The sequence below is a fragment of the Butyricimonas synergistica DSM 23225 genome, assembly GCF_000379665.1.
Classification (GTDB): Bacteria; Bacteroidota; Bacteroidia; order Bacteroidales; family Marinifilaceae; genus Butyricimonas; species Butyricimonas synergistica.
The window spans coordinates 243,704-269,916 of record NZ_KB903359.1 but is presented as its reverse complement, the minus strand read 5'-3'; the positions used below and the strand labels follow the sequence as shown (position 1 = coordinate 269,916).

Annotated in this window: 22 protein-coding genes and 1 pseudogene; 2 read left to right on the top strand and 21 right to left on the bottom strand. The window is 47.9% G+C overall.

What is annotated here, in order from left to right; genetic code table 11:
* Positions 1 to 187 precede the first annotated feature (187 nt).
* The 7 genes from A3CY_RS0101175 to A3CY_RS0101145 form a co-directional block, all read right to left on the bottom strand.
* The gene (locus A3CY_RS0101175; protein WP_026207176.1) at positions 188 to 952 is read right to left on the bottom strand and encodes an exodeoxyribonuclease III; all 765 of its coding nucleotides are present in this window, start codon (positions 950 to 952) and stop codon (positions 188 to 190) included.
* 85 nt (positions 953 to 1,037) lie between these two features.
* Entirely contained in the window at positions 1,038 to 1,730 is a 693-nt protein-coding gene (gpmA, locus tag A3CY_RS19985) for a 2,3-diphosphoglycerate-dependent phosphoglycerate mutase (protein ID WP_018336049.1), read from the bottom strand.
* 52 nt (positions 1,731 to 1,782) lie between these two features.
* A complete protein-coding gene (locus A3CY_RS0101165; RefSeq protein ID WP_018336048.1) occupies positions 1,783 to 2,676 on the bottom strand; it encodes a phospholipase A in 894 nt (297 codons plus the stop codon).
* A 3-nt stretch (positions 2,677 to 2,679) separates the two neighbouring features.
* Entirely contained in the window at positions 2,680 to 2,928 is a 249-nt protein-coding gene (locus A3CY_RS0101160) for a GlsB/YeaQ/YmgE family stress response membrane protein (RefSeq protein WP_018336047.1), read from the bottom strand.
* Between the two features lie 87 nt (positions 2,929 to 3,015).
* Entirely contained in the window at positions 3,016 to 4,050 is a 1,035-nt protein-coding gene (locus tag A3CY_RS0101155) for an inorganic phosphate transporter (protein ID WP_018336046.1), read from the bottom strand.
* Between the two features lie 5 nt (positions 4,051 to 4,055).
* The gene (locus A3CY_RS0101150) at positions 4,056 to 4,706 is read right to left on the bottom strand and encodes a DUF47 domain-containing protein (protein WP_026207175.1); all 651 of its coding nucleotides are present in this window, start codon (positions 4,704 to 4,706) and stop codon (positions 4,056 to 4,058) included.
* Positions 4,707 to 4,794: 88 nt separating this feature from the next.
* The gene (locus tag A3CY_RS0101145) at positions 4,795 to 5,793 is read right to left on the bottom strand and encodes a 4Fe-4S binding protein (RefSeq protein ID WP_051082661.1); all 999 of its coding nucleotides are present in this window, start codon (positions 5,791 to 5,793) and stop codon (positions 4,795 to 4,797) included.
* A gap of 159 nt (positions 5,794 to 5,952) precedes the next feature.
* On the opposite strand from A3CY_RS0101145, the gene A3CY_RS0101140 reads away from it, so the two are divergent.
* The gene (locus A3CY_RS0101140) at positions 5,953 to 8,217 is read left to right on the top strand and encodes a cation:proton antiporter domain-containing protein (RefSeq protein WP_018336043.1); all 2,265 of its coding nucleotides are present in this window, start codon (positions 5,953 to 5,955) and stop codon (positions 8,215 to 8,217) included.
* Positions 8,218 to 8,321: 104 nt separating this feature from the next.
* Here the strand turns inward: A3CY_RS0101140 and A3CY_RS22625 are convergent, their stop codons facing one another.
* The 14 genes and pseudogenes from A3CY_RS22625 to cmk form a co-directional block, all read right to left on the bottom strand.
* Positions 8,322 to 8,924: a hypothetical protein gene (locus tag A3CY_RS22625; protein ID WP_018336042.1), complete on the bottom strand. Its 603-nt coding sequence runs from the start codon at positions 8,922 to 8,924 to the stop codon at positions 8,322 to 8,324.
* 44 nt (positions 8,925 to 8,968) lie between these two features.
* A pseudogene (locus A3CY_RS22620) lies at positions 8,969 to 10,054 on the bottom strand (DNA polymerase III subunit gamma/tau); the annotation flags it as partial.
* Positions 10,055 to 10,156: 102 nt separating this feature from the next.
* On the bottom strand, positions 10,157 to 10,915 hold the full coding sequence (locus A3CY_RS0101125; protein WP_018336040.1) for a tetratricopeptide repeat protein: 759 nt from the start codon (positions 10,913 to 10,915) through the stop codon (positions 10,157 to 10,159).
* A 31-nt stretch (positions 10,916 to 10,946) separates the two neighbouring features.
* Positions 10,947 to 12,776 (bottom strand): BatD family protein, encoded by a 1,830-nt coding sequence (locus A3CY_RS0101120; RefSeq protein WP_026207174.1) that lies wholly within the window; start codon positions 12,774 to 12,776, stop codon positions 10,947 to 10,949.
* A gap of 49 nt (positions 12,777 to 12,825) precedes the next feature.
* Complete coding sequence (locus A3CY_RS0101115) at positions 12,826 to 13,569, bottom strand: tetratricopeptide repeat protein (RefSeq protein WP_018336038.1); 744 nt, start codon at positions 13,567 to 13,569, stop codon at positions 12,826 to 12,828.
* Between the two features lie 18 nt (positions 13,570 to 13,587).
* Positions 13,588 to 14,640 (bottom strand): VWA domain-containing protein, encoded by a 1,053-nt coding sequence (locus tag A3CY_RS0101110; protein ID WP_018336037.1) that lies wholly within the window; start codon positions 14,638 to 14,640, stop codon positions 13,588 to 13,590.
* A 54-nt stretch (positions 14,641 to 14,694) separates the two neighbouring features.
* Entirely contained in the window at positions 14,695 to 15,687 is a 993-nt protein-coding gene (locus tag A3CY_RS0101105; protein ID WP_018336036.1) for a vWA domain-containing protein, read from the bottom strand.
* Positions 15,688 to 15,704: 17 nt separating this feature from the next.
* Positions 15,705 to 16,733 carry a BatD family protein gene (locus A3CY_RS19980; RefSeq protein WP_051082698.1) on the bottom strand — a complete coding sequence of 343 codons (1,029 nt, stop codon included), beginning with the start codon at positions 16,731 to 16,733 and terminating at the stop codon, positions 15,705 to 15,707.
* A 27-nt stretch (positions 16,734 to 16,760) separates the two neighbouring features.
* On the bottom strand, positions 16,761 to 17,639 hold the full coding sequence (locus tag A3CY_RS0101095) for a DUF58 domain-containing protein (protein WP_026207173.1): 879 nt from the start codon (positions 17,637 to 17,639) through the stop codon (positions 16,761 to 16,763).
* Positions 17,640 to 17,768: 129 nt separating this feature from the next.
* Positions 17,769 to 18,761: an AAA family ATPase gene (locus A3CY_RS0101090; RefSeq protein ID WP_018336033.1), complete on the bottom strand. Its 993-nt coding sequence runs from the start codon at positions 18,759 to 18,761 to the stop codon at positions 17,769 to 17,771.
* A gap of 358 nt (positions 18,762 to 19,119) precedes the next feature.
* The gene (priA, locus tag A3CY_RS0101085; protein WP_018336032.1) at positions 19,120 to 21,576 is read right to left on the bottom strand and encodes a replication restart helicase PriA; all 2,457 of its coding nucleotides are present in this window, start codon (positions 21,574 to 21,576) and stop codon (positions 19,120 to 19,122) included.
* An 88-nt stretch (positions 21,577 to 21,664) separates the two neighbouring features.
* A complete protein-coding gene (gene pfkA, locus A3CY_RS0101080) occupies positions 21,665 to 22,645 on the bottom strand; it encodes a 6-phosphofructokinase (RefSeq protein WP_018336031.1) in 981 nt (326 codons plus the stop codon).
* Entirely contained in the window at positions 22,632 to 23,492 is an 861-nt protein-coding gene (locus tag A3CY_RS0101075) for a 4-hydroxy-3-methylbut-2-enyl diphosphate reductase (protein WP_018336030.1), read from the bottom strand. Before A3CY_RS0101075 ends, pfkA begins: the two co-directional genes overlap by 14 nt.
* A complete protein-coding gene (gene cmk, locus A3CY_RS0101070) occupies positions 23,476 to 24,177 on the bottom strand; it encodes a (d)CMP kinase (protein ID WP_018336029.1) in 702 nt (233 codons plus the stop codon). Before cmk ends, A3CY_RS0101075 begins: the two co-directional genes overlap by 17 nt.
* A 710-nt stretch (positions 24,178 to 24,887) precedes the next feature.
* Here cmk and A3CY_RS0101065 point away from each other — a divergent pair.
* The gene (locus A3CY_RS0101065) at positions 24,888 to 26,159 is read left to right on the top strand and encodes a sugar MFS transporter (protein ID WP_040371227.1); all 1,272 of its coding nucleotides are present in this window, start codon (positions 24,888 to 24,890) and stop codon (positions 26,157 to 26,159) included.
* Positions 26,160 to 26,213 lie beyond the last annotated feature (54 nt).

The window sequence follows — 26,213 nt, the reverse complement described above, 5'->3', positions numbered from 1 at the left end:
TAACAATCTATCCTCGAATGCCCCCCGGTTGTAACAAACGCCGATCCTCACATACACCTTCTTGACCGGGGGCATTCTTTTCCAAGAGCCGATTTCTAATCGGCTCTTTTCTTTTTCCCAAAAAGCGGAATAACACACCCCTGCCAATTACAAAGATGACGGAAATTCTTGTAAAATAATGTTCTTTCTATGCTATCACCAGCACGTTAGGGCAATGGTCGGAGTGGCGAGCTTCCGGTTCGATATAGGCATCTTTTAAGCGGGGCTTGAGGCTTTCGCTTGCCATGCAGTAATCGATACGCCAGCCCTTATTGTTGGCACGGGCGTTGAAACGGTAACTCCACCACGTGTATTTCCCGGCTTCTTCCGGGTGGAAATAACGGAAAGTATCGATAAAGCCGGAATCAATGAAACCGCCTATCCATTCGCGTTCTTCCGGCAAGAAACCGCTGTTCGTGGCATTACGCACCGGGTCGTGAATATCTATCGGGCGGTGGCAGATATTATAATCCCCGCAAAGAATCAGGTTCGGGCGGGTTTTATGCAATTCTTTCACGTACTGTTGAAAATCTTCCAGCCATTTCATCTTGAATGCCTGACGCTCGTCCCCGGTCGTTCCCGAGGGATGGTACACACTGACAACAGACAGGTCGCCATAATCGGCACGAATGAAACGCCCCTCGTCGTCATAGAGCGGTATTCCCATGCCATACTCCACGTGGTCGGGTTCCACCTTCGTGAGGATTGCCACCCCGCTATACCCTTTCTTCTTGGCTGAAAAGAAATAAGAACGATATCCCAACGCCTCGAATTCAAGCGTCGGAATCTGATCGGGTTGCGCCTTCGTTTCCTGCAAACACACTACATCAGGCTGTTCCTCTTCCAACCATTTCGTGAACTCTTTCGATAGGGCTGCCCGTAAGCCGTTGACATTGTAAGTTATTATTTTCATGCAATTCAAAATTGAAGATTGAAAATACAAAATTAATAAAAATCACGGGACTTTATGAACCTTTGACTTATTTGGAAAGTTAATGCTAACTTTCCAAATAATACCGTCGTATCGGGCGCAACCGCTCGTCCAGCTCGTACACTTGCGGCACGCCCGTCGGAATTTCCAGACCAACGATATCCTCGTCGCTGATCCCGTCCAAGTACTTGATTAACGCCCGAAGGCTGTTGCCGTGCGCCACGACCAAAACGGTATTGCCAGCAATCAGGCACGGGGCGATATAATCCTGCCAAAACGGGATAACCCTCGTGATTGTCAACGCCAGCGACTCGCCCAGCGGGAGGACGGCAGGATCGATATTCTTGTACTTATCCTCGAAAACGGCACCCCGAGGATCGTCCGGCGCCAGCAAAGGAGGTGTGACATCAAAACTCCTTCGCCATATATGCACTTGCTCGTCCCCGTACTTCTTTGCCGTTTCCGCTTTGTTTAATCCCTGTAATGCCCCGTAATGCCGCTCGTTCAAACGCCAGTTATGAATCTCCGGGACCCACACCCGGTCGGCTGTCTCTTCCAGCAAATGCAGCGTGCGAATAGCACGTTTCAACACGGAAGAATAAGCCACGTCAAACAACAAGCCGTGCTTCCGGATTAACTCCCCAGCACGGCGTGCTTCCTGCTCCCCTTTCTCACTCAAGTCGACATCCATCCACCCGGTGAACCTGTTTTCCTTGTTCCAAACACTTTCCCCGTGCCGGACTAATATTAATTTATACATAATACATTGCTTTTAAATACAAGGTATTATACGGGAAAACAAGGCTTAAAGTTTAATAATAATTGCGTAAAACGGGCTTAATGCAAATCCCAAACCTCACCATCGACACGTAGCGGTTGTATTCCAACAAATTCTCGGCGTAACCGTTGTAGAACTGCACGAACAGGTATTCGTTGGCGTCACGGCTGGGTTTGAAGTTCACTTCCAAGGTGGTATTCATATTGATAAACTGCCGCCGGGGATTAATCACGGCGGAGCACCACCACCGCTCGTTGGCGCTTTGGTAATTGAAAGCGACGAACCCGTACCCCTTGTACTTCAACAGGTCGGGGTTGCCCTCCTTGTCCACCCAGCCTCCCCATACCTTCAACTGCACGGAAAAACGGTAGTCAATAAACCACGAACCGGACAAGGAGATATAATTCCAACTCCGGGAAGCCAGAGAATCCCGCCCGTTCGACTCGTGCTCGAACGAGAGAACCGCCATCCCCATCAAGTGGTTGCGGTATATCACAACCTTACTCAGGCTTACCCCGGGGTTGAAGTTATTATCCAAAAAGGGACTGGACTTCCCGTATATGTCCCAAAACGATTTCTGCGTGTAGGTCAAGTACAGGAAAGTCTTAAAAGGAAGAATACTTTTTGTCAGGCGCTGGCGTATGCTAATCTGAAACTTCGCATCCGCTGTGTTCTTGTCGATCTTGTGGTTCGTGGGAATCCCCGTGACAAAGTAATTATCCCGGAATATCCCGAAACTCGGGGTATTGTCGAACAATTCCAAAGCACTTTTCTCGTCGATAGCCACAGATCCCCCGTTCTTACTTTTACCGAGTTCCTCCCGTTCCCGAAGTATCTTTTTTTCCTCGTCCGTCTGCGCCCGCAAAAGCACCGGGCAAAACAAGCAGAACAGAAAGACCGGGATTACCACTTGCCACCTCGTTCCCATAACCTACGAGCTTCTTTTGCTAAGCAAAGACACGATGGCTAACAACACGATAGCTCCCACCGTCGCCGTGACTAGGCTCCCGATAATTCCCGTCGTCCAAATCCCCATCACCCCGAAAAGCCAGCCACCCAGCACTCCGCCGATAATACCCACTATCAAGTTCACCAACAAACCCATACCTCCCCCTCGTACAATCTTCCCGGCGAGCCATCCCGCCACGATACCGATTAAAATATACCAAATAAACATCATAACTTATAAGATTTAGATTCATTTGTATATTTAAACTTAATTCGACGGGGAAAGGTTTTAATTATCGACAGAATTAATTTTAGATTGTTACGCCGGCAAGGTCATGAACCAGCCCATGATCCAGTACACGAGCCCGGACATCAAGATTGTTGCGGGAATCGTCAGTACCCATGCCGCCACGATGTTCGTAGCCGTAGCCCAACGCACGAAAGCCACTCCCTTCGTGATGCCGACCCCGATAATAGAACCGGTGATCGTGTGCGTCGTACTCACGGGAATACCCAGCACAGCCGTTCCCATCAGCGTCAAGGCACCGGAAGTTTCGGCGCAGAACCCTTGAACGGGTTTCAAGCGAGCCAACCCGTCGCCCAATGTCTTGATAACCTTCTTGCCACCAACGATAGTACCCAAGGCAATCACCGAATAACAAGTCACGATCAACCAAACCGGCACGTGGAATTCACCCGTGTTCTCGTACAGGTACTCGCTGACGAAGGCATTGCTTCCCGCCACACTGTACAGCAATATGGCAATGATACCCATTGTTTTCTGAGCATCGTTGGCACCATGTCCCAAACTGAATATAGCGGAAGAAAAAAGCTGTAAACCCTTAAACAAGCCTTCCACCTTCATCGGATGTTTACGTTTGAATATCAACATCGTCAGGCACATCATGAAAAATCCCAGTATCATACCGATAAGCGGGGAAAGCACGATAAACACGGCGATCTTGATAATCCCGGAGGCAACCAAAGCGTCGCTCCCGAAAGTAAACCAAACCGGACCGATCAGCCCACCGATCAAAGCGTGTGACACGCTGATAGGCATCCCGAAATGGGTACACAACCATACCCAGATCACCGAACCAATCAAGGCGGCAAAGATCAAGTATTCGTTAATCCTGGCGGCATCCACAATCCCCTCGCCCATCGTGTGCGCCACGCTGACGCCGAAAATAAAGATAGCCGCAAAATTCCAGAAAGCAGCCCAAAGCACTGCCACGGTAGGAGAAAATACGCGGGTAGCCACGATTGTAGCGATCGAATTTGCCGCATCGTTCATTCCGTTCAAAAAGTCGAAAAGAAGAGCGATCAAAATGGTTAAAAGAACTATTGTCAACATATCGGTCAGGCGAATTTGATGATGATCCCCTTTAAGATGTCGCTTACATCTTTTGCCCGGTCGGTAGCATCCTCGAGTACCTGCCCGATGTTTTTCAATTTAACCAACTCTATCGCGTCTTTCTCGTTGGCAAACACGTCACTCATGAATTCCTCGTACAGGTCATCCACGTCATGCTCGATCTGCTTGATTCGAACACATTTCTCGTTTATCTCTTGAGGTCTTTTCTGTATCTGATCCAGAATATCCATAATCTGCCCCAGTATCTTGGCATCCTCAACAATACATTGTGCCATGGCAATCATAAGCTGGTTAACACTCTTCGGGCGATACATCAACATCCGTTTTGCCGCATCATGAATAAAATCCAACAAAGTATCCATGCTACTGCCCAAACGGTTGATATCTTCCCGGTCAAAAGGGGTTACAAACGTCTTGTTCAACTCCTCGTAAAGTTTCGCCGTGATCATGTCGCCACGGTGCTCGTACTCTTTGACATCCTTGTACAAAGCTTTCTGCCTGTCATGGCTCTGTTCCTGCAAAAGCTCTACCAAAAGTTTCGCCGCCATCTCGATATTAGCAGCTTGCTCGATATACAAAGGATAAAACTTCTTTTCCTTTACCACAAATAATTGAAGAAATCGGTCTATTTTCATTTCATTATTGATTAGTACGCAAATGTACAATCCTCCCGCATATTACTGTGTTAAATTTCCTGAAATATTTATCTTTTTCCGCAATCGTTTACACCCGGGCAATAGAAAGAAAACAAGTAAAAAGTACCAGCGTCGTCCCCAGCCACAAACGCTCTGCCGCGAGGGGCGAAAGCCTGCCGAAACGATACTCCAAAGCCCCGTGCCTACACGCTGCCAAGCAATCCCCGCACAGCGTGCAATTCACCGCCGGACGCCCTTTCAGAACACTCTCCTTCGGCAACGCATCATACCGACACACCCGCACGCATGCCATGCAACGCACGCAACGGTCGTTCATCCGAAAACGCCACGGGGACACGTATTTCAAGTAAGACACCAGCGTCCCCGCCGGGCAATACGACGAACAATGCACTGCGATATTCCGCCGATGGGATACAAACACGATGATTCCAACGCCCGCAATTCCCGCAAAAGCCGCTATCACCGTGGCATAGATTGCCGGAATATCAAACAGCCGCAATCCCGCAGCCACGAAAATAAACAACACGAGTACCGTCCAACGGATTCGGGCTCTCGCGGCAGGCTTGATTCCCTGCCGTTTACCGCTCTTCCCCGCCGCCAGATTGTCCCAAACTCCAAAATAACACAACTGGCTGCACCAGGCTCCCCCGGAAAGCAATATCGTAATCAAAAACAGAAAAGGCATAAAGGACATCCCGCCCCGGTAGAACACGCCCGCCGGGATCAAACCCGGTATCGGGAAGTGCAGCTTCCCGGACATCAGAAACACGCTATCCGCGTAAATACCCAATAACAATTGAAGGAAAAAGACCACGGAGAACAACAGCCATATCCGCCGCCGCCAAACGGCACGTCCGGCACGCTCGAACATCTGCGTGTAAAGCCAACCGCTAAACAAGGCAGCCAACACCACCTGTACCCAACCGCCGCCGGGCAACAACCTTTCCGCCAGCAACAGGGGCGGACCGACCATAACCTGCACGACCGAGAGCAATCCCCCGGTGAACAACATCGTCCACACTGCTCCCCGAATAGCTGCTTTTTCCAAATGACTATCTTTTTCCATAACACCGCAAAGATAATCAATAATCGATTAGCATACCCCGTGCTACCCAAAGATATACCCTGCCGACAAGGACAAAAATCTGCAATAAAGAATGCCGCACCCGATATATTCAATCCATAAAACCATTAACTTTGTCGTCGATAACAAGTAAACAGCTATATGTCGGACATTCCTGTTTTAATTTCGGATTTGGCGGTCATTCTTTTTTCCGCGGGACTAATAACCATTATCTTTAAATGGCTAAAGCAACCGGTTGTGCTGGGCTATATCATGGCAGGCATTATCGCAGGACCTTACACGTTCGGCGGTCCCATGGTCATGGATGCGGCAAATATTCAGATATGGGCTGACATCGGGGTTATTTTCCTGTTATTCGCCCTGGGGCTTGATTTCAGTTTCAAGAAATTAATGAACGTGGGCGGCACCGCCATGATTAGCGCCCTCACCATCGTGGGAGCCATGATGATGTTGGGTTACTCGGCAGGATTGTCGCTGGGCTGGGGACACATGAACAGCCTTTTCCTCGGGGGAATGCTTTCCATGTCCTCCACGACTATCATCTTCAAGGCTTTCGATGACATGGGATTGCGGGGACAACGTTTCGCGGGGGTCGTGTTCGGCATTCTCGTGGTCGAAGACCTCTTCGCCGTCGTACTGATGGTATTGTTGTCCACCCTCGCCGTGAGTAAGCATTTCGAGGGAATGGAAATGGCAAACAGCATCCTCAAACTTGTTGCCTTTCTCGTCTTCTGGTCAATCACCGGAATTTTCCTGATACCCACGTTCCTGAAGAAAGCGAAACAATGGCTGAATGCCGAAACCTTGCTTGTCGTGTCGCTGGGATTGTGCCTCGGCATGGTATTACTCGCCGTCAAAGCGGGATTCTCCGCGGCGTTGGGTGCTTTCGTCATGGGTTCTATTCTGGCGGAAACCGTCGAGGCGGAGAATATCGAACATCTCGTTAAGCCCGTGAAGGATCTCTTCGGGGCTATCTTTTTCGTTTCCGTCGGCATGATGATCGATCCCGCCATGCTGGTCGAGTACTGGTTCCCCATCCTGCTCATTACCCTCGTCGTTGTCGTGGGACAGGTGACATTCGCCGCCTTCGGGGTATTACTCTCCGGACAGAACTTGAAGATAGCCATCCAGTCCGGTTTCTCTCTCGCCCAAATCGGTGAATTTGCTTTCATCATCGCAGGATTGGGAATGTCGCTACACGTGACGGACAAATTTCTGTACCCGATCGTCGTTACCGTTTCGGTACTCACGACCTTCTTCACGCCCTACATGATCCGGCTATCCGAACCCGCCTACCAGTTCGTGGACAGACGTATGCCAAAATCATGGAAACGCTTCATAGACAGGTATAGCACGGGAACGAACACGATACACCACAAGGGAATGTGGTCACAGCTACTCAAAGCACTGTTCCGTATCGTACTCACGTATACGATACTCTCCATCTTCACCATCGCCCTGTTCCTGCAATACCTCACCCCGCTCATCCGGCGGGAATTGCCCGGCATACAAGGCGGGCTTGTCAGTGCCGTGGCGATATTGCTGCTGATTTCTCCCTTCCTGCGTGCAATAATGATGAAGAAGAATCACTCCGAAGAATTTCAATATCTCTGGAATGACAGTAAATACAACCGGGGACCACTAGTGTCACTTATCGTGCTGCGTATAGCCCTGTGTATCGGCATCGTGATGTTTGTCATTTCCAGCCTCGTGAACGTGGCTGCCGGGCTACTGCTGGTGATCGCGAGTGCCATTATTCTGTTTTTCATCTATTCCAAACGGCTGAAAAAATACTCGATACAACTAGAACGGCGTTTCTTGCGAAACTTCACGGCACGCCAACAAGAACAGGAACGCAAAGCCCCGATCAAACAACGTTTCGTGAAACATTTACTCGACCGGGATCTCCACTTGGCTGATTTCGAGGTATCGCAATCCTCTCCCAGCGTCGGGAAAACTCTGAAAGAATTGAACTTCCGTCAGACTTGCGGAGTAAGCGTCGTTACCATTACCCGCGGAGAGGAACGCATCAATATTCCCGGCGGAGAGGAACGTCTGTACCCGTTCGACCACATCATCGTGGCAGCAACGGACAACGAGATTGAAGTATTCCGTAAATTCGTGGAAGACCGGGTAGAAAAAAGGAAACAGGAACTAGAACGGCAACGTCCCCCCGAGGTCAGCCTCGAGCAATTCATCATCGAAGAAGGTACACCACTCGTGGGGCACACCATCCGGGAATCCGGCATACGTGACAAAGCTGCCTGCCTGGTTATCGGCATCGAACGTAACGGTACCTCCACCATGAACCCCACTCCGGACACCGTGTTCGAGGCTGGCGACGTCATTTGGATCGTTGGCGAGAAAGATAAATTACTCCATCTGGCAGCAGGAGAAACAATCTAGGATTTCAGCCACACAAGTAACATTTTATCAATCACGGAATCGACAACCGAATCATTCAATCTAAAATTTAAAATCTAAAATGAATAAGTTCCTCCCTTTAAACTCTATTCTATTTCCAACCCGAAAAGGGCTTTCAATTCACCCACGGCAGGATTGATCGACGCAAAATGCTCAAATTTATCTTTGGCGGTAAACAAACGCTTCTTCTCCTCCCCGTCGTTCTTATCCACGTAGATTTGCACGTTCAGTGTAATAAAACCATTATTCAATTTCTTCATCAGGAAAGAAAGCAAAACCGGGTGCAAATCCATCGTCCGGGTCAACAGAAAGTCATTGTCGACCTCAAGCGTAATAACAAACCCTTCGACTTTTGGGGCATGGGAAGAAAGGGCTATTTTAGTTGCCTTATCTTCATCGCCCAACGTGGTAATATATGATTCCAGCGCAGCTGTGACATCTGCGGCGGTAAATTCGCTTTGAGCTTTCACCCGGTTGTCTTCCGTTCTCAAACCTTGCCCGTCTTGCTGGTCGTTAGCCTTCTCCTTCGTTTCTTCCAACGCCTTTTTCAAATTGAAAGAATGAATATTCTCGGGCTTGTAGATTGGTTTCTTTGTCGTTTCGGCATGCGGCGCTTCCACGGGTGGTGCAGCAACCACACCCCCGTTCGCTTGTTGAAATTTGCCGTTGAATCCCTCAATCTTCAACAACCCGGCAAATTCTTCTATGCTAAGGCTTTTTTTTTTAATTCATTGATCTGACACAATTTAATCAGTGTAAGTTCCACGCACAAGCGCTTCTCCATACGGATTTTATATTGCATCTCGCACTGTTCTACGACTTTCAGCGCATCAAAAATGAAATCGGGAGTCACTGCCTGTGCTTGTTGCAAATAACGATCTTTAATAGAAGCACTCACTTCCAGCAATTGCACCGTGATCGGTTCCTTTGCCACCAGTAAATCCCTGAAATGCCGCCCGAGTCCCGATATAAGGTTACCGGCATCGAATCCCTTCTCCATGATCTCATTGAAAAGCAGAAATGTTTCCGCTACTTTCCCGGCATAAAACAGATCGGTCAACCGAAAATAGTAATCGTAATCCAACACGTTCAGGTTCTCGATCACCTTGTCATAAGTCAGATTTTTTCCGCAGAAACTCACTACTTGGTCAAAGATCGAAAGAGCGTCACGCATTGCCCCGTCAGCCTTTTGCGCAATCACGTTCAAGGCTTCTTCCTCTGCCAGTATTCCCTCTTTCGCTGCGATACGTTTCAAATGGTCTATCGTATCGGGGACTTTAATCCGGTTGAAATCGTATATCTGGCAACGCGACAATATCGTCGGCAGTATCTTGTGTTTCTCCGTCGTGGCGAGAATAAATATAGCGTGGGCGGGCGGTTCTTCCAAAGTCTTCAAAAAAGCGTTGAAAGCCGAAGCACTCAACATATGCACCTCGTCGATGATATAAACGCTGTACCGTCCTACCTGCGGCAAAATGCGCACTTGGTCTACCAATCCCCGGATGTCATCCACGCTATTGTTGGAAGCGGCATCCAATTCATGGATATTCAGCGAACGCCCGTCATTAAACGCCTTGCAAGATTCACACTCGTTACACGGCTCGGCATTCGGTTGCAAGTTCATGCAATTAATTGTCTTGGCAAAAATACGGGCACACGTCGTTTTCCCGACACCACGCGGTCCACAGAACAAATAGGCTTGCGCCAGTTGTTTATTGAGGATCGCATTTCTCAACGTGGATGTGATCGAGTGTTGCCCGATCACGGTATCGAAACTTGCAGGTCTGTATTTACGCGCCGAAACAATATAATTCTCCATGAATAATAACTTTCAATTTACTTTTGACTTTCTTTGAACATCGGTCTACAAAATTACAAAGTAAAATGAATTATCTCTCTACAAAATCAATTAATTTTTTTATCATATTTTCTCCAAATCGGTTTTAGCGATCCATCCTTCGTTTCCATCCGCCAAACGCACGTTATACCAATCACCCAAAGAGCCGATTACCTGCACTTTCAACCCCTCGTGTACCATGAAAAGTTCCGTACCGCTATTATCGGGCGCTCCGCGTACCACCACGCTCGGCGTCATGATAATGCCACTATCACGATTCGTCACGCGATGATATTGCTTCGTGGCAAAGAATATCGTCATAATCGACACGAGCAACAAGATAATACCCAAAGTAAACCAACTCTTCTTTAAAGAAATCGTGGTTGCATGGAAGAATAACGCCGCCATTACCAAAAAAGCTATAAAGAGAGCCACTGAAACATAAGCCCACTGGTCTGCCGTGAGAGCGGTGACAAACGCGTTATACCAACGCACGAGGAACAACTCCGGTAACACCTTGATATTATCCACTGTAGCCTGTTGTGCCAGTTTCAAGTTATATTTGGCATCCTTATCCCCGGGCTTGAGCAACAAAGCCCGCTCGTAATTCAATATGGAACGGGAAATCTCCCCGATCTTGTAATAACAATTGCCCAGATTATAATAGATAGAAGCCGATTCCATATCATCCGCCAGAATCTCGTTATATAAATCTATCGCTTTCTGGTAATTTCCTTCCTGATACATCTTTGTCGCCTCGTCTTCCAAAGCCTTGTCATCAGTGGCAAACGCGACAATTCCGGATAACAGCAAAACCAAAATTATATATACCTTCTTCATCATCTTCAATTTTCAATTGTACATTTTCAATTGCCTAAATCGCTTTATCCAACTTCGTGATAATAGATATACTATCCTTGTACACCTTATCCATCTCCTCACTCTGGTTCGCACCGGGAGCATAACGGGCATACTCACAATGGTCAAGCACATCTATAAAACCTTGTATTAAAGCTGCATCCGTACCCCGACGGGTTAAAATATCGCTGATATTATCCCGGTTCAATTCAGAAGCGGAAACATTCAATTTATAACTCACGTATCCCCACATGGCATTCAGTACCTCCTGGTAGAACAACTCGGAATTACTTGCCTTCATGGCTACCGCGGCAGCTTTCAAGCGTTTCTGTGCCATCTTATTTGCCGTTTTACTCTTCACGCGTACCAAGTCGGCATTCGCTTTTATCCGTCGGCGATTCAGAATCATCCCGATCACGAACAGCACGAAAGGAATAATGAAACTCAACCAATAAGACATCGTCGCGAAATATTGAATCCCCTTCGGGCTCAAATCACTCTTGCCGGATTTGATGAAACGAATATCCTGCCCTAACACACGCACATCCTCTTTCTTGAAGGATTGCAAGGCAGCCTCTCCCGCACTGGAACTGGCTTCATTCCCTTTCGCCACCCGAATCGTGTATTCATCCCCTTTCAACATCTTATAAGTATTGGATTTCGGGTCGAAATAGGAATATTGTATTGCCGGGATCTTGTATTCTCCCGCGTAACGGGGAATAACGATATATTCATACGTAACTGTCCCGGAAGTACCGTTTATATCTTTCGTAACCTTCGGGTCATACACGTCAAAGTCATGTGGGAAATTGATCTTTGGTGCGTTCAACAATTTCATATTCCCGTTACCCCGCAACACGACTTTATAAGTCAACGCATCATTCGCCCTCAACGTATCGGTAGACACGGAGGTCGCCATAGAAAGCGTTCCGACCATACCGCTAAAGCCTAACGGTTTTCCGGTTTCCGGCAAACTCTTCACGGTAATATTTACCGGATCACTCTCGCAAAGTACCCGAACATCTCGGTATTCCCCAAAGAAATCGTCGAATATACTACCTGCACGTCCTGTTGTACGCTGACGAACCAAACATACAATCTCATAGGGATCTATCTTCAATGTTCCGGCGTGCTGGGGGAATAAGATATTCTCCTGCAACACACCCACCTGGTCGTAGATTTTCCCGTTATATTCCTCCCGGTTCAACCGGATTTGCCCGATCTTCTTTTCTTCCGTCAAAAAGCCATCGAAAGCGGGTACCTTTTTCCATTGTATATCGGCAAGATTTACCCGGGAATACACTTTCAACGTGGCGACAAGACTTTCACCCACGTACAATGATTTCCGGCTTACTTCCAATTTCAAAAACAGATCATCTTTTTTTATCGAGGTACTACCGCGCGGCTCTTCCCGCTGCTGACTGTTATTCCGGTTACCGCTATTATTCCCCCGTGATTCACCCGAACCCTTAATCACCTTGATCTTGACTGCCTCGGACTTATACTCCTTTCCGTCAACCGTGACCGTCGCCGGTTCTATCGTGTACTCGCCTTCTTCCCTCGCTTCCAAAACATACGTGTAAGTAAACTGCGAACTTTGTTCCATCTTACCGTTTATATTGGAAAAACTCATTGAAGTGCTTAACGACGGTCCTGCCAATAAATCAAACCCCTTCAAGGTCGGCACCTGCAAATTCTCGCCTTGCTTGTTTAACGTGTAAGAAAGCCGGAATTGCTCCCCGACCTCCACCACGGAAGGAGCCGAAACATCAAACGTCGTCTTTTGGGCAAATACCTTTGTCCCCCCTATAACACATAACAATAATGCTATAATTAATGACCTCATCTGTTTTATTCTTTTGATTCTGTTATACCCTTTGACTCATTCTGCAAAATTACCAATTTTTCTCAATCTTCATCTTTTTCGCTTTCTGCGTCTGGGCTTTATCTTTTTGTACTTTTTCCTGTGTTTTTTGCTCATCAGCCTCTAAAGCTTCCAGCAAACGTTCGGCATCCTCTTTGGATATTTTAGGCTGCTGCTGTTGTTGCTGCTGGTCTTTCTTATCCTGTTGATCCTTGTTTTGCTGATCTTTATTTTGTTGATCCTTATTCTGGTCTTGCTGATCTTTATTCTGGTCTTTGTTTTGATCCTTATTCTGGTCTTTGTTCTGATCCTGATTTTGATCTTTATTCTGATCTTTATTCTCCTGATCCTGCTTCATCTTACGGGCAAATTCCAGATTATATTTCGTTTCCTGCGAATTGGGGCGATTCCTCAACGATTGTTTGTAAGCCTCAATACTCTCGTCCAATTTATTCATCGACAAAAGAGTATTCCCAATATTATGATACAACTCGCCCAATTTCTCCTTGTCCTTCTCGTTCTGAGCCAAAGATTGGAATTGTTGCAACGCCTCATCATACTTCTTTTGCTTGTACAAAGCATCCCCGAGATTGAAAGCTCCCTCGTAGGACTTCACTTCCGTGTCCAACGCCTTGCGGTATTCCACCTCGGCTTTCTCGAAGTCCTGCTTATTGAACAAGTCATTTCCACCCCGGATAAACTTCCGTTCCTGCTGCGCGAATAACGGGCTACTCACCATTACCGCTAGTATCATTGTCATTAAAACTTTCACCATATCACTCCATTTCAATGTTTATCGACTACCTTCAACACGCTTTTCTTCCGTACCGAAGATATTAATCTTCAAGAAATTCTTATTCTTACGTCCCAATATCATGAAATCCAATAGAATAAAAATCAATGCCATTATCAAGAAATACTGGTATTTATCCGCGTAATCCGCGAATACCCGTTCTTCCAGCAAGGTCTTATCCATCCGGTTGATTTCATCCAACAAGGTATTCAACCCCACGTTGGAATTACTTGCCCGAACAAAAATACCTTCACCCGCTTTAGCAATCTCCTTCAATGTCTGCTCGTCCAGTTTGGAAATAACGGGATTACCGCTTCCATCCCTCATATACTGACCGGGATTACCTTTCTCCGGGATAGGAGCTCCCTGTGCCAATCCCATTCCTATCGTGTGCACGTATATTCCTTTTTCTCGAGCAGCCTTTGCCGCGGCAATCGCGTCATCCTCATGATTCTCGCCATCCGTGATGACAATGATCGCTTTCGAGGCTTCCGTATTCGACGTAAAAGACTTGGCAGCCAAATCAATCGCCGTTCCGATCGCCGTTCCCTGAATCGGAACTATATCCGTGTTGATGCCCGACAAGAACAATTTAGCTGAAGAATAATCCGTCGTGATCGGTAACTGCACGTACGCATCCCCGGCAAACACGATCAACCCCACCTTGTCATCACTCAACTTTTCCACCATCCGGGAAATAGCTTGTTTCGCCGCATCCAACCGGCTTGGCTTGATATCCTGCGCCAGCATGGAATTAGACACATCCAACGCAATAATCAACTCCACGCCTTCCTTCTTCACCTGCTGTAACTTGGAACCGAACTGCGGTGCCGCCACCCCAAGAATGACAAAAAACAAAGCGATCAATACCATAACGAACTTCCACGTAGCCCGCTTCGGCGATTGCAATGGCATCAACGTTGCCAACAATTCCGGATTCCCGAATTCTGCTATTGCCTTCTTCTTGCGTATCCTAGCTACCACGTAAAATACGATTAGTAAAGGAATTACTATCAGCAAGTATAATAAATCAGGATGTGCAAACCTAAACATAACCTTATCAATTTTTAGATTTAATAATTTATAAAATCTCCCAATCGCTCAATCCTATGGAATTTTCCTCAATAACGTGTATCTGCCTAACGCTTCCAGAATCAACAACAAAGCTCCGATCAAAGCAAAATAGAAAAACTGCTCGTTCTTCCGGCTGAAATGTTTCACTTCCACCTTACTTTTCTCCAATTTATCAATCTCTTGATATATCTGTTCCAGCTTCTTGTTATCCGTGGCTCGGAAATATTTACCCCCGGTCATATCGGCGATTTGAGTCAGGACATCTTCATCTATCTCCACCGGCATCCGTTGCAATTGCACGCCGAAAGGTGTTTGCACGGGATAAGGAGCCTCCCCCAACGATCCCACGCCAATCGTGTACACCCGGATACCGAAAGTCTTCGCCAACTCCGCAGCCGTCATGGGAGCGATTGATCCCCGGTTATTGATACCGTCAGTCAACAAAATGACCACCTTCGACTTTGCCTTACTGTCTTTCAAACGGTTGACCGCGTTTGCCAACCCCAACCCGATAGCCGTACCATCCTCAATCATTCCGCTACGAATATCTTTCATCACGTTGATCAGCACCGCCTGATCCGTCGTCAAGGGACTCTGCGTGAAACTCTCCCCGCTGAATACGACCAACCCGATCCGGTCCTGCGGACGTTCCTGTATAAAATTCGTGGCTACTTCCTTGGCTGCTTCCAGTCGGTCGGGAGTAAAATCCCGCGCCAACATACTACCGGAAATATCCAAAGCCAACATAATATCTATACCTTCGCTATTATACGTTTGCCAACTCGAACTGGATTGCGGTCTAGCCAAAGCAAACACCAGAAACACGATGGCGATCACTCTTGCCGCGAACAACAAATGACGCAACCAGATCCGATTTCCCCGCTTCATCAGCTTAAACACCCGGATAGAAGAAAACTTCATATCGGCGTGCGATTGCTTCTCCTTGAAAATATACCAGACTATCATCGGTACCAGTACCAACAATAACCAAAAGTATTCGGGGTTTGCAAATTCATATCCAAACATATTCTCAATTTTAGATTTTAGATTTCATGATTTTTCTCCCCTTCTTGCTTTGTCGCCTCCGCGGCCTCTCGTTCCTGCTGTTCCCTCAACTCCTGCTCCAGACGCTCTTTCTCGTTCGCCTCCCGGATCGTGTCATTCGTCTCTTGCACGAAATCATAAGCGATATCCAAATTGCGCACATTCTCGTCCTGCAAAGGCTCAGCCTTAGCAAACTTCACGAAATCGGCAGTCTCGAACATATCCGCCAATTTATCCCGTTGCTTGGCATTCACCTGCTCGCATTTCTCCAACGCCTTCAACGTCTCGAAAGAAGTTTGTTCCATCGCCGAAATACCTAACTCCCCGTCCAAATAATTCCGGATTATATCGGTCAACTGCGTGTAATACTCTTTCGTCTTGCCGCTTTGCCACAATTTCTCTTTCTTAATTTCTTCCAAAGCCTTCATGGCAAGCACGTACGGAGGTATAGCCGGTTTCTCGTGACCGAACAAAGTCTTACGGGATTTTCTAAACTTGATAATCCAGATAACCAATAATATGACCACAACGACCAACAACGTCCATAACAAATAAGGCAATATCTCGGCAAACGTCCAAGGCGCAGCCAAAGGCATCACGATATCGAAATTCCCCTTTTGCGGATCGACCACGAAAGTATTCACGATCAACTCCAGCGGGTCTGTCCGCAGAGTATTGTTATAGCTTTCCTGCTGTATCTCGATCGGCATGGGAGGAATCATGAACACCCCAGAATCAAAAGAGGTAATCACGTAACTTTCCTGCACGAGCATCCGACCGTCACTCTCCTTGATCGAATCCCGGACAGGACCGGAAATAATCTCCACCCCCTTGGTCAACGTGTCTTTCAATTGAGGGAACACGATTTTCAATCCCGGTTCCGCCTTTACTTTCATTCTGAAATTGATCTGGTCACCAATCATGATATAATTGGTGTCGAGCTCTGCCGCGTATTCCCTGCTCTGCGCCTTCAATCCCCCGATACCGGACAATAGCAATATTACGAATAGAACAACTCTATTTTTCATTTTCAATTCTCCATTTTCAATTTTCAATTAATAGCCAGCCCCTCTTCTCTTGAACAACGCGATCAACGACCTCACGTAATCTTCATCGGCACTGATGGATGCCATATCCACCCCGGCATGCTTGAATATCCGATCCAATTCCTTGTCCCGTTCCAGGGCATACGCCTCGAACTGATCCCGAACCTTTTTGTCGGCTGTATCCACCCACACGCTTTCGCCCGTTTCCGCATCCGTCAAGTACATCAATCCCACGGGCGGCAACACCTTCTCCCGGCGGTCGTACAATTGCAAAGCCACCAAATCGTGCTTCTTGTTCGCGATCATCAAAGGATGCTCGAAATCATGTTCGTCCATAAAATCTGAAATCAGAAAACAAGTGCAACGCTTCTTGATGGCATTCGTCAAGTATTGCAAAGCCATCGCTATATTGGTCTGCTTACGTTCCGGGTAGAAATCTACCAATTCCCGAATTATATGCAGGATATGCGTACGTCCCTTCTTCGGCGGGATAAACTTCTCGATTTGATCCGAGAAGAAAATCACCCCGATCTTATCATTATTCTGGATCGCCGAGAAAGCCAGCACAGCCGCGATCTCCGTGATCTGGTTCTTTTTCAGCTTCGAGACAGTTCCGAAATTACGCGAGGCACTCACGTCGATCAGCAACATCACCGTCAGTTCGCGTTCCTCCTCGAATATCTTCACGTAGGGATGATTGTAACGGGCAGTCACGTTCCAGTCGATACTACGGATATCGTCCCCGTACTGGTACGCCCGCACCTCACTGAACGTCATTCCCCGACCCTTGAAAGCCGTGTGGTATTCCCCCGCGAAAATATTGCTCGACAATCCCCGCGTCTTTATCTCGATCTGCCTAACACGTTTTAATAAATCTGAAGTCTCCACCTTATTAATTTTAGATTTATCGATTTTAGATTTTAGATTCCAGCCGCACAAAGCCGCCACGTCCTTCGATCGAAAATCTCAAACTGAAAATCATTTCATTTTCAATTTTCAACTTTCAATTTTAAATTACTAAGGCACCTCTACCGTGTTCAAAATTTCGCTGATAATATCCTCACTCGTCAGGTTATTAGCTTCAGCCTCATAGCTCAAACCAATACGGTGGCGCAACACATCATGGCAAACGGCACGCACATCCTCCGGGATCACGTACCCGCGGCGTTTGATGAACGCGTAAGCCTGTGCCGCCTTCGCCAAACTGATACTAGCACGGGGTGAAGCACCGTAAGCGATCATGGAAACAAATTTTTCCAACCCGTGTTCCTGCGGGTAACGAGTCGCGAACACGATATCCACGATATATTTTTCAATTTTCTCGTCCAAATAAACTTCTTTCACCACTTCACGGGCACGCAAAATATCTTCCGGTTGAAGAATCGTATTGGACACCGGGAAAGTCTTTTCCAAATTCTGGCGAACAATCAATTTTTCCTCGTCTTTCTTCGGGTAATCGATCACCACCTTCAACATGAAACGGTCGACTTGCGCTTCCGGCAACGGGTAAGTACCTTCCTGCTCGATCGGGTTTTGCGTAGCCATTACCAGGAAAGGCTCGTCCAACTTGTAAGTCATATCCCCGATCGTCACCTGGCGTTCCTGCATAGCCTCAAGCAAAGCGGATTGCACCTTTGCCGGGGCACGGTTAATTTCATCCGCCAGGATAAAATTAGCGAAAATAGGACCTTTCTTTACCACAAACTCCTCTTTCTTCTGGGAGTAGATCATCGTACCCACAACGTCGGCGGGCAACAAGTCCGGGGTAAACTGGATTCGACTAAATTTAGCATTAATAATATGTGCCAAGGTATTGATCGCCAAAGTTTTTGCCAACCCGGGAACTCCCTCTAATAAAATATGCCCATTAGAAAGCATACCGATCATAAGTCCTTCCACCAGGTGCTTTTGTCCGACAATCACCTTGTTCATCTCCATGTTAATCATATCGACAAAAGAACTCTCTTGTTGTATGCGCTCGTTCAATGCTTTGATATCAACCGTATTCATATCATTGATTTTTATATTGATTTATAATACTATATTTAAACGTCAAAAATACCACATCGGTTTCAAACTTACGGGAAAGAGTTTTTCAAATCCCTATCTCCGTTTCCGTTTTTCCAAAAATAGAGATTATTCCGTCAAATGTTAAAACCAAAGCTACTAAATAATGTTAATGCAACCTTTAAGGTTTTCCCAAATAATTTTTAATCTCGTCTTAAATTACGGATTATTACCGAGATAAGACTACAATTTTAACATTTAACACTTTCCTGTCGCACATTTATTAACAATCAGCCTCTCGAAAACTGCTTATTTTCCCCCACTATCACTTAACAATAAGTAGAAATCTTGAAAATTTCATTCACAACGGGTCTATATCGAAATAAATTTTCAACCCTTTGCCCGTTTCTCCTTTTAACAATTCGTCGCATTTCTGCCGGAGAAAAGACTTCAGTTTCGACAAAGAGAGTCCTTGTTCTGCTTTGATTAACACCTGTACACGATACATCTTCCGAATCCTCCCCACTTCCGGTTCCGCCGGACCACACACCCGACGTTCCAACCGCTCCCGCAACTTTCTCGCCAACTCGTTGGCAGCGTTACGCAATGAATACTCGTCCGTGTGCCTCAACTCAATCTGGATCAATCGAGAAAAAGGAGGATAATTAAACATCTCCCGTTCGCGCGACAAGAACGTGTAGAACCCGTGAAAACTCCCTTTCCTCACCAATCGGTACACCCGGTTCTCCCGGTCGGCAACCTGGATAACCACTTTCCCCCGTTCGCCTTTCCGTCCGCTACGCCCGCTCACTTGCATCAGCATATCATAAGCCCTTTCTTCCGCCCGGAAATCAGGGAAACTAACCAGACTATCGGCATCCATCACCCCGACCAATTTCACCCGTTCGAAATCCAGCCCCTTGGACACCATTTGCGTGCCGATCAATATATCCAGATTCCCCGCCTCGAACTCGTCGATCAAAGCTCGGAATTTCACTTTATTACTCATCACTTCCAAATCCATGCGAGCCACCCGGGCATCCGGGAAATACTGCTTCACCTCTTCCTCTATCCGTTCCGTCCCCGGGGTACGATTCACGTAATGCCCCTGACCGCATTCCTCGCAAACCGCCGGCACAGACCGCAAACTGCCGCAATAATGGCAATTCAACGTGTTACGGAACCGATAATAAGTCATGCTCACGTCGCAATGCTTGCATTTCAAAACAGAACCACAACGGTCACATTGCAGATAAGTAGAATACCCCCGCCTGTTCTGGAACAGGATCACCTGCATTCCCTTCGCCAACACCTGTTTCATCTCCTCGTGCAACACGGGTGTAAAACTCCCTTTCATCATCTTTTTCCGGCGATACTCTTTCACGTCCACGAATATCAACTCCGGCATCATCACCTCACCGAACCGGGTAGCCAACTCCACGAAACCGTACTTGCCGCTCATGGCGTTCTGGTAACTCTCGAACGAGGGAGTGGCAGACCCCAACAAAATCTTCGCCCCGTTCATCTTGCCAAGCATAATGGCAGCATCCCTCCCGTGATAACGGGGCGCGGGCTCTTTCTGCTTGTAGGAAGCCTCGTGTTCCTCGTCTACAATAATCAACCCCAGCCGCCGGTAAGGCAAGAAAATAGAGGAACGCACACCGAGCACCACGGGATAAGGCTCCGTCCCGTTCTGTTTGCGCCACATCTCGGCACGGGCATTGTCCGTCATTCCCGAGTGATACACCCCCACCCGGTCGCCGAACACCCGCCTCAAACGCTTCACGATCTGCACCGTCAACGCGATCTCCGGCAACAGATACAACACCTGTTTCCCCTGCCGTATCGTTTCTTCTATCAAATGTATATATACCTCCGTTTTCCCGGAAGAAGTCACCCCCTGCAACAACACGCAATCCTTCTCCTTGAAATCCTCCCGAATCTTCACCAACGCCTGTTCCTGCGCCTCGGATAAAGCGTGCATGTCCCGCATTTCCTCCCCCGCGCTATCCAGACGGCTTACCTCAACCGCCGCGATCTCCAACACCCCCCGTTCACACAATCCCTTCAACGCTGAAGCGGAATTGCCGATCAACCGTGCAAACTCCGCCCTCGGTAACGAATCCGCGTGATTCTCGTCGCAATATATAATCCAGTCGCACAACATCTTCTGTTGCGCCTTCGCCCGCTTCAACTCATCCATGATCTCCCCCAACTCTTCGTTAGAAAACTCCCTCGCCCAACGAACCAACCGTTCCAACTTGGGCTTAAACAGATCATCCACGGACTCTTTCACGTGAATAACACCCCGTTCCAACAAAGAGCGCACCGCCACGTACACGTCTTTCTTCCGCAACAGCTTCTCCACCTCCGCCATGCAAATCTCCCCGTTTTGCCGGAACACCCCGAGGACCTCCCGTTCTGCCGGACTCCACTCTCCCGTCTCAAACCCTCCCTCTTTCCATTCTCCCGACAGGCAAAGGCTCGTGTAACTTTCCAGACGCATGGCGACAGGCAACGCCGCCCGGGTCACCTCTCCCGGGGGAGCCATATAGTACTCGCTCAACCACAGCAAAAACTTCAAATGAGATTCGGAAAGGGCAAACCCTTCCTCTATCACCCGTTCGATAGGTTTAGCCTCGAACCCCACGGGTGGATTAGAATGTAACGCGTAAATGACCCCCGTGTAGCGTTTGTTTCTCACGAACGAAACAACCACAAGTGCCCCCACCGTTACCGAACGTTCATATTCTTCCGGTACCGAATAAGTAAAAAAACTCTCCACACCCAGGGGGATGATGACGTCAGCGTACAACAAAACGAATTACAATTATTCAGTGATTTAGTGATTGCCGATTCAGTGATTAAAGAATCGCCTAATCACTCAATCGGCAATCACAGAATTATTAAATGGACAAAATTTCCGTCAACCCCAACAAATTATTGTTCAACGGTTTGGTATTCTTGATCGCTTTATTGAACGGAATATGCACGATATCCTTGTTCATGATACCCACCATAATACTGGTCTGGTCGTCCAGCAAAGCATCCACGGCTGCCACGCCCAGCGTACTTGCCGTCACGCGGTCGAATGCCGAAGGCGATCCGCCCCGTTGGATATGCCCCAACACGGTCACCCGCACGTCATACTCGGGATGCTTTTTAGCGATCTTATCCGCGATCGTGTAAGCCCCTCCCGACTTATCCCCTTCTGCCACGATCACGATACCGCTCGATTTATGGGGTTTATAATCATGTTCCAAGAACTTGTCCAGATCGTTCACGTCCGTTTCGATCTCCGGCACCAACACCGCTTCCGCACCCGTGGCAACCGCCGAACGCAAGGCAATAAAACCGGCATCACGTCCCATCACCTCGATAAAAAACAAACGGTTGTGAGCGCTCGCCGTGTCGCGTATCTTGTCGACAGCCTCCACCACGGTATTCACCGCCGTGTCGTACCCGATCGTGTAATCCGTACCGTACAAATCGTTATCTATCGTACCGGGAATCCCCACGACAGGCACGTTATGCTCTTGGCATAGCAAACGGGCTCCCGAGAAAGTTCCATCCCCGCCGATCACCACCAGCGCATCCAGCCCCAACTTCTGCATTTGCTCGTAAGCCTTCGTTCGCCCCTCCGGGGTACGGAATTCGGCACTCCGCGCCGTTTTCAGAATCGTCCCCCCCCGTTGGATGATATTACTCACGTCATGAGATTCTAATTTTCTCACATTTCCTTCGATCAACCCTTCATAGCCATCGTAAACCCCATACGCCTCGCAGCCGTTAAATATTGCCGCTCTCACCACCGCCCGAATCGCGGCATTCATTCCCGGTGCATCCCCTCCCGAGGTTAAAACACCTATTTTATTAATCTTTCCCATAACTCGTATTAATTGAAAATTGTATCTCTTCCATCACCCATCTCGGTGTAGAGGTCGCCCCGCTGATTCCGACGCTTTCCGCTCCCTCGAACATGTCAGCCCGCAAGTCGTCTACTCCCTGCACGAAATAGGTTCTCGGGTTCACTTCCCGGCACACGGCGAACAATTGTTTGCCGTTAGAACTTTTTTCCCCGCTCACGAACAATACCACGTCATGCTGCACGGCGAACTCCCTCAACTGTGGTATCCGGTTAGCCACCTTGCGGCAAATCGTGTCGTTCACCTCCACACTACCCCGGGCATTTTCCCGCACCAGCTCCACGATTCGCTTGAACCCATCGAGGCTCTTCGTCGTCTGCGAGAACAGGATCACCGGTTGCGAGAAATCAATTCCCCCCAAATCTTCCTCCCGCTCCACGACCAGCGCTTCCCCGTTCGTCTGTGCCACCAGCCCGTTCACCTCGGCATGCCCCCGCTTCCCGTAGATCACCACCTGCCCGCCATTCACTTTCACCCGTTCGTATGCCGCCCGAATCTTCTGCTGCAAATTTAATACCACGGGACACGAAGCGTCAATAACTTCGATACCGTTCTCCTTCGCCAACACGTAAGAACTCGGCGGTTCTCCATGCGCCCGGAACAACACCCGGCAATCTTTCAACCCGGCAAATGCCTCGTGGTCTATCGTCCGCAATCCCAACCCCTTCAAGCGGTCAACTTCACGGCTGTTATGCACGATGTCCCCGATGCAGTAAAGCTCTCCCCTTTGCAACTCTTCTTCCGCCTTGGCAATGGCGTTCACCACACCGAAACAGAAACCGGAATTTTCATCAATCTCTACTCTCATATCTTGAACGAATGATCTGTATCATCTTCTCCACTTCTTCCTCCACCGTCATATCGCTATTATCAATCAACACGGCATCCGGCACCCGCACCAGCGGGGCAGTTTCCCGGTGTTCGTCAATATAATCCCGCTTCCGCACGTTCGCCTCCACCTCCTCGTAAGTCACCCGCTCGCCCTTCTCCGTCAACTCTTTGTAACGCCGCTCGGCACGCACCTCGGGACTCGCCGTCATGAAAAACTTCACTTCAGCGTTCGGGAATACCACGCTGCCGATGTCCCGTCCGTCCATGATCACTCCCCCCTCGCGTGCCATCTCCCGCTGCTTCTCCACCAACAACTCCCGCACGTAAGGCAACGCGGCAACCACGCTCACGTTACCGGACACATCCATTCCCCGGATCGCCGCTTCCACGTACTCCCCATCCATGTACGACTCGTAACGCCGCTTCCCTTCATCATATTTAAAACCGAAAACGATCGTCGGGAGCACCCGTTTCAACCCCTCGTCGTCCACCTTGCCGTCACGGATTAACCCGTCCCGCATTGCCTTCAACGTCACGATCCGGTACATCGCCCCCGTATCAATATAAGTATATCCTAAACGTGCCGCCAAAATCTTGGACACCGTGCTCTTCCCTGTCGAAGAATGCCCGTCCACGGCAACTATCAAACCTTTCTTTTTCATCTTTATCAAATCTATTCGAATGGCGAAGATACAAAAAAAGGAGACACCATAGACCTCCACATGAAATAAAGAAGAAATCCTTATGTATTCCTACTAAAGAGAGAGAGAGCTAATAAATTTTATATATATCTTATTTGTAGAATAACGTTTTCATATCCTAATTATTTGCTATTAACTTCCTATTAAAATAGGAGTTGAATGGGAGATGATATAAATCAAATACCAGTCATGCATATGTTTTATTTACATTATTACACACTACACTCCTCGTGATTTTCCAACGCACTCCCCCCCCATTTCAAAGACGTGATAAAAGAATGGGAAACCAGGAAATAGCCAACACACCGGGTATTTCTGTCAATTCTGTCAAATCACTAAAAAAAGAGAGGTACGCCAAACTTCGTAATTACAAGGGAAGCACTCCTTATCTATACCGACATTCTTGTTCATCGATCCCGCGGGAAATATCATTTTCTCCGGACATGATAGCGATGAACTGGAATCAGAATTAGCGAAAACACACTAACTAACATCTCTATTTTTCTTTATTAGATTAATTGTAAACGAGGCTGTTTCGACTGCCTCGTTTTATTATTCTCCCCTCTTCGAACAATAAAATCCTACAATTTCATCCAGCATTATCAAAAATTAATAACTTTGTAGGATTCTTATGTGTTTACGTGTTTATGTATTTTTTTAATTAGTTGATGATGGAACAAAAGAAAAACTCTTACAGCATGGGGATTATCATTATCGGTATCCTCTTCTTTATTTTCGGGTTCGTCACGTGGTTGAACGCTACCCTAATCCCTTATCTTAAAATTGCTTGCGAGCTGCAACACGAGTGGCAAAGCTACCTCGTGACCTTCGCCTTTTACATTGCCTACTTTGTCATGGCTCTGCCCTCGTCATGGGTATTGCGCAAGACAGGCTACAAAAACGGAATGATGCTCGGGTTGCTCGTGATGGCAGTCGGGGCATTGTTGTTTATCCCCGCGGCTATGACCCGCACCTACGGTTTATTTCTGTTAGGTCTTTTTATCATGGGTACCGGGCTTTCCGTGCTGCAAACCGCATCCAACCCTTACGTGATTGAACTGGGAGCCCCGGAAAGTGCCGCCCAACGGGTGAGCATCATGGGTATTTGCAACAAGGTGGCTGGCGCCATCAGCCCGCTTATCCTCGGGTCAATCATGTTGAAAAACATCGATGCGCTGGAAGCAAGCCTAAAGACAATGGACCCTATCCAGAAAGCGGCAGAACTCGACCTCTTGGCATCGAAATCCATCGTGCCTTACGTCGTGATTATGGTATCGCTCGTCGTGCTGGCATTATTCGTGCGATTCTCACCGCTTCCCCAGATCGAAGATCCGGAAGAAGAAGAAGGCAGCATCCAACACGGGGGTAAATCAAGCATATTCAGTTTTCCGCACTTGTGGATCGGCATTGTCACCCTGTTCCTTTACGTGGGAGTCGAGGTGATCGCTATCGACACGGTCATCGGGTACGCCAAATCATTAGATATGAACATGGAAACCGCACGGGTATTCCCGACCTTCGGTATGATCGCCATGATCGTCGGTTACATTATCGGTATCATCGCCATCCCGAAATACATCACCCAAGAACGAGCTTTAGCTTACTGCGCCATCCTAGGCGTGATCCTCGGGATATGTACTGCCGTTCTTCCGGCTAACACATCCATCTGGTGTTTAACCTTGTTAAGCCTTGCCAACTCGCTGATGTGGCCTGCTATCTTCCCGCTTGCCATCTTCGGCTTGGGACGCCACACGAAAACCGGATCGGCACTGCTCATCATGGCTATCGCCGGGGGAGCCTTGCTTCCGATGTTATACGGTTCGCTTACCCCCTGCATGGGCTTCCAAGGCGCATACTGGATGGTAGTGCCATGCTACCTGTTTATCCTTTATTTCGCCGTGGCAGGTCACCGGGTGGGTATCAAACATTTATACAGTAAATAAATAGTTACAAGTTGCAGGTTACAAGTTTAAAATGAACTTGAAACTTGTAACCTG

What these genes read in the sequence shown, in the direction of transcription:
- A3CY_RS0101160 (WP_018336047.1), bottom strand. Translation starts at nt 2,928, where the DNA reads ATGATGTTTATTTGGTATATTTTAATCGGTATCGTGGCGGGATGGCTC.
- A3CY_RS0101065 (WP_040371227.1), top strand. Translation starts at nt 24,888, where the DNA reads ATGGAACAAAAGAAAAACTCTTACAGCATGGGGATTATCATTATCGGT.
- A3CY_RS19980 (WP_051082698.1), bottom strand. Translation starts at nt 16,733, where the DNA reads ATGAAAAATAGAGTTGTTCTATTCGTAATATTGCTATTGTCCGGTATC.
- pfkA (WP_018336031.1), bottom strand. Translation starts at nt 22,645, where the DNA reads ATGGGAAAGATTAATAAAATAGGTGTTTTAACCTCGGGAGGGGATGCA.
- A3CY_RS0101120 (WP_026207174.1), bottom strand. Translation starts at nt 12,776, where the DNA reads ATGAGGTCATTAATTATAGCATTATTGTTATGTGTTATAGGGGGGACA.
- gpmA (WP_018336049.1), bottom strand. Translation starts at nt 1,730, where the DNA reads ATGTATAAATTAATATTAGTCCGGCACGGGGAAAGTGTTTGGAACAAG.
- A3CY_RS0101155 (WP_018336046.1), bottom strand. Translation starts at nt 4,050, where the DNA reads ATGTTGACAATAGTTCTTTTAACCATTTTGATCGCTCTTCTTTTCGAC.
- A3CY_RS0101110 (WP_018336037.1), bottom strand. Translation starts at nt 14,640, where the DNA reads ATGTTTAGGTTTGCACATCCTGATTTATTATACTTGCTGATAGTAATT.
- A3CY_RS0101105 (WP_018336036.1), bottom strand. Translation starts at nt 15,687, where the DNA reads ATGTTTGGATATGAATTTGCAAACCCCGAATACTTTTGGTTATTGTTG.
- cmk (WP_018336029.1), bottom strand. Translation starts at nt 24,177, where the DNA reads ATGAAAAAGAAAGGTTTGATAGTTGCCGTGGACGGGCATTCTTCGACA.
- A3CY_RS0101145 (WP_051082661.1), bottom strand. Translation starts at nt 5,793, where the DNA reads ATGGAAAAAGATAGTCATTTGGAAAAAGCAGCTATTCGGGGAGCAGTG.
- A3CY_RS0101125 (WP_018336040.1), bottom strand. Translation starts at nt 10,915, where the DNA reads ATGATGAAGAAGGTATATATAATTTTGGTTTTGCTGTTATCCGGAATT.
- A3CY_RS0101140 (WP_018336043.1), top strand. Translation starts at nt 5,953, where the DNA reads ATGTCGGACATTCCTGTTTTAATTTCGGATTTGGCGGTCATTCTTTTT.
- A3CY_RS0101175 (WP_026207176.1), bottom strand. Translation starts at nt 952, where the DNA reads ATGAAAATAATAACTTACAATGTCAACGGCTTACGGGCAGCCCTATCG.
- A3CY_RS0101150 (WP_026207175.1), bottom strand. Translation starts at nt 4,706, where the DNA reads ATGAAAATAGACCGATTTCTTCAATTATTTGTGGTAAAGGAAAAGAAG.
- A3CY_RS0101115 (WP_018336038.1), bottom strand. Translation starts at nt 13,569, where the DNA reads ATGGTGAAAGTTTTAATGACAATGATACTAGCGGTAATGGTGAGTAGC.
- A3CY_RS0101165 (WP_018336048.1), bottom strand. Translation starts at nt 2,676, where the DNA reads ATGGGAACGAGGTGGCAAGTGGTAATCCCGGTCTTTCTGTTCTGCTTG.
- A3CY_RS0101075 (WP_018336030.1), bottom strand. Translation starts at nt 23,492, where the DNA reads ATGAGAGTAGAGATTGATGAAAATTCCGGTTTCTGTTTCGGTGTGGTG.
- A3CY_RS0101090 (WP_018336033.1), bottom strand. Translation starts at nt 18,761, where the DNA reads ATGAATACGGTTGATATCAAAGCATTGAACGAGCGCATACAACAAGAG.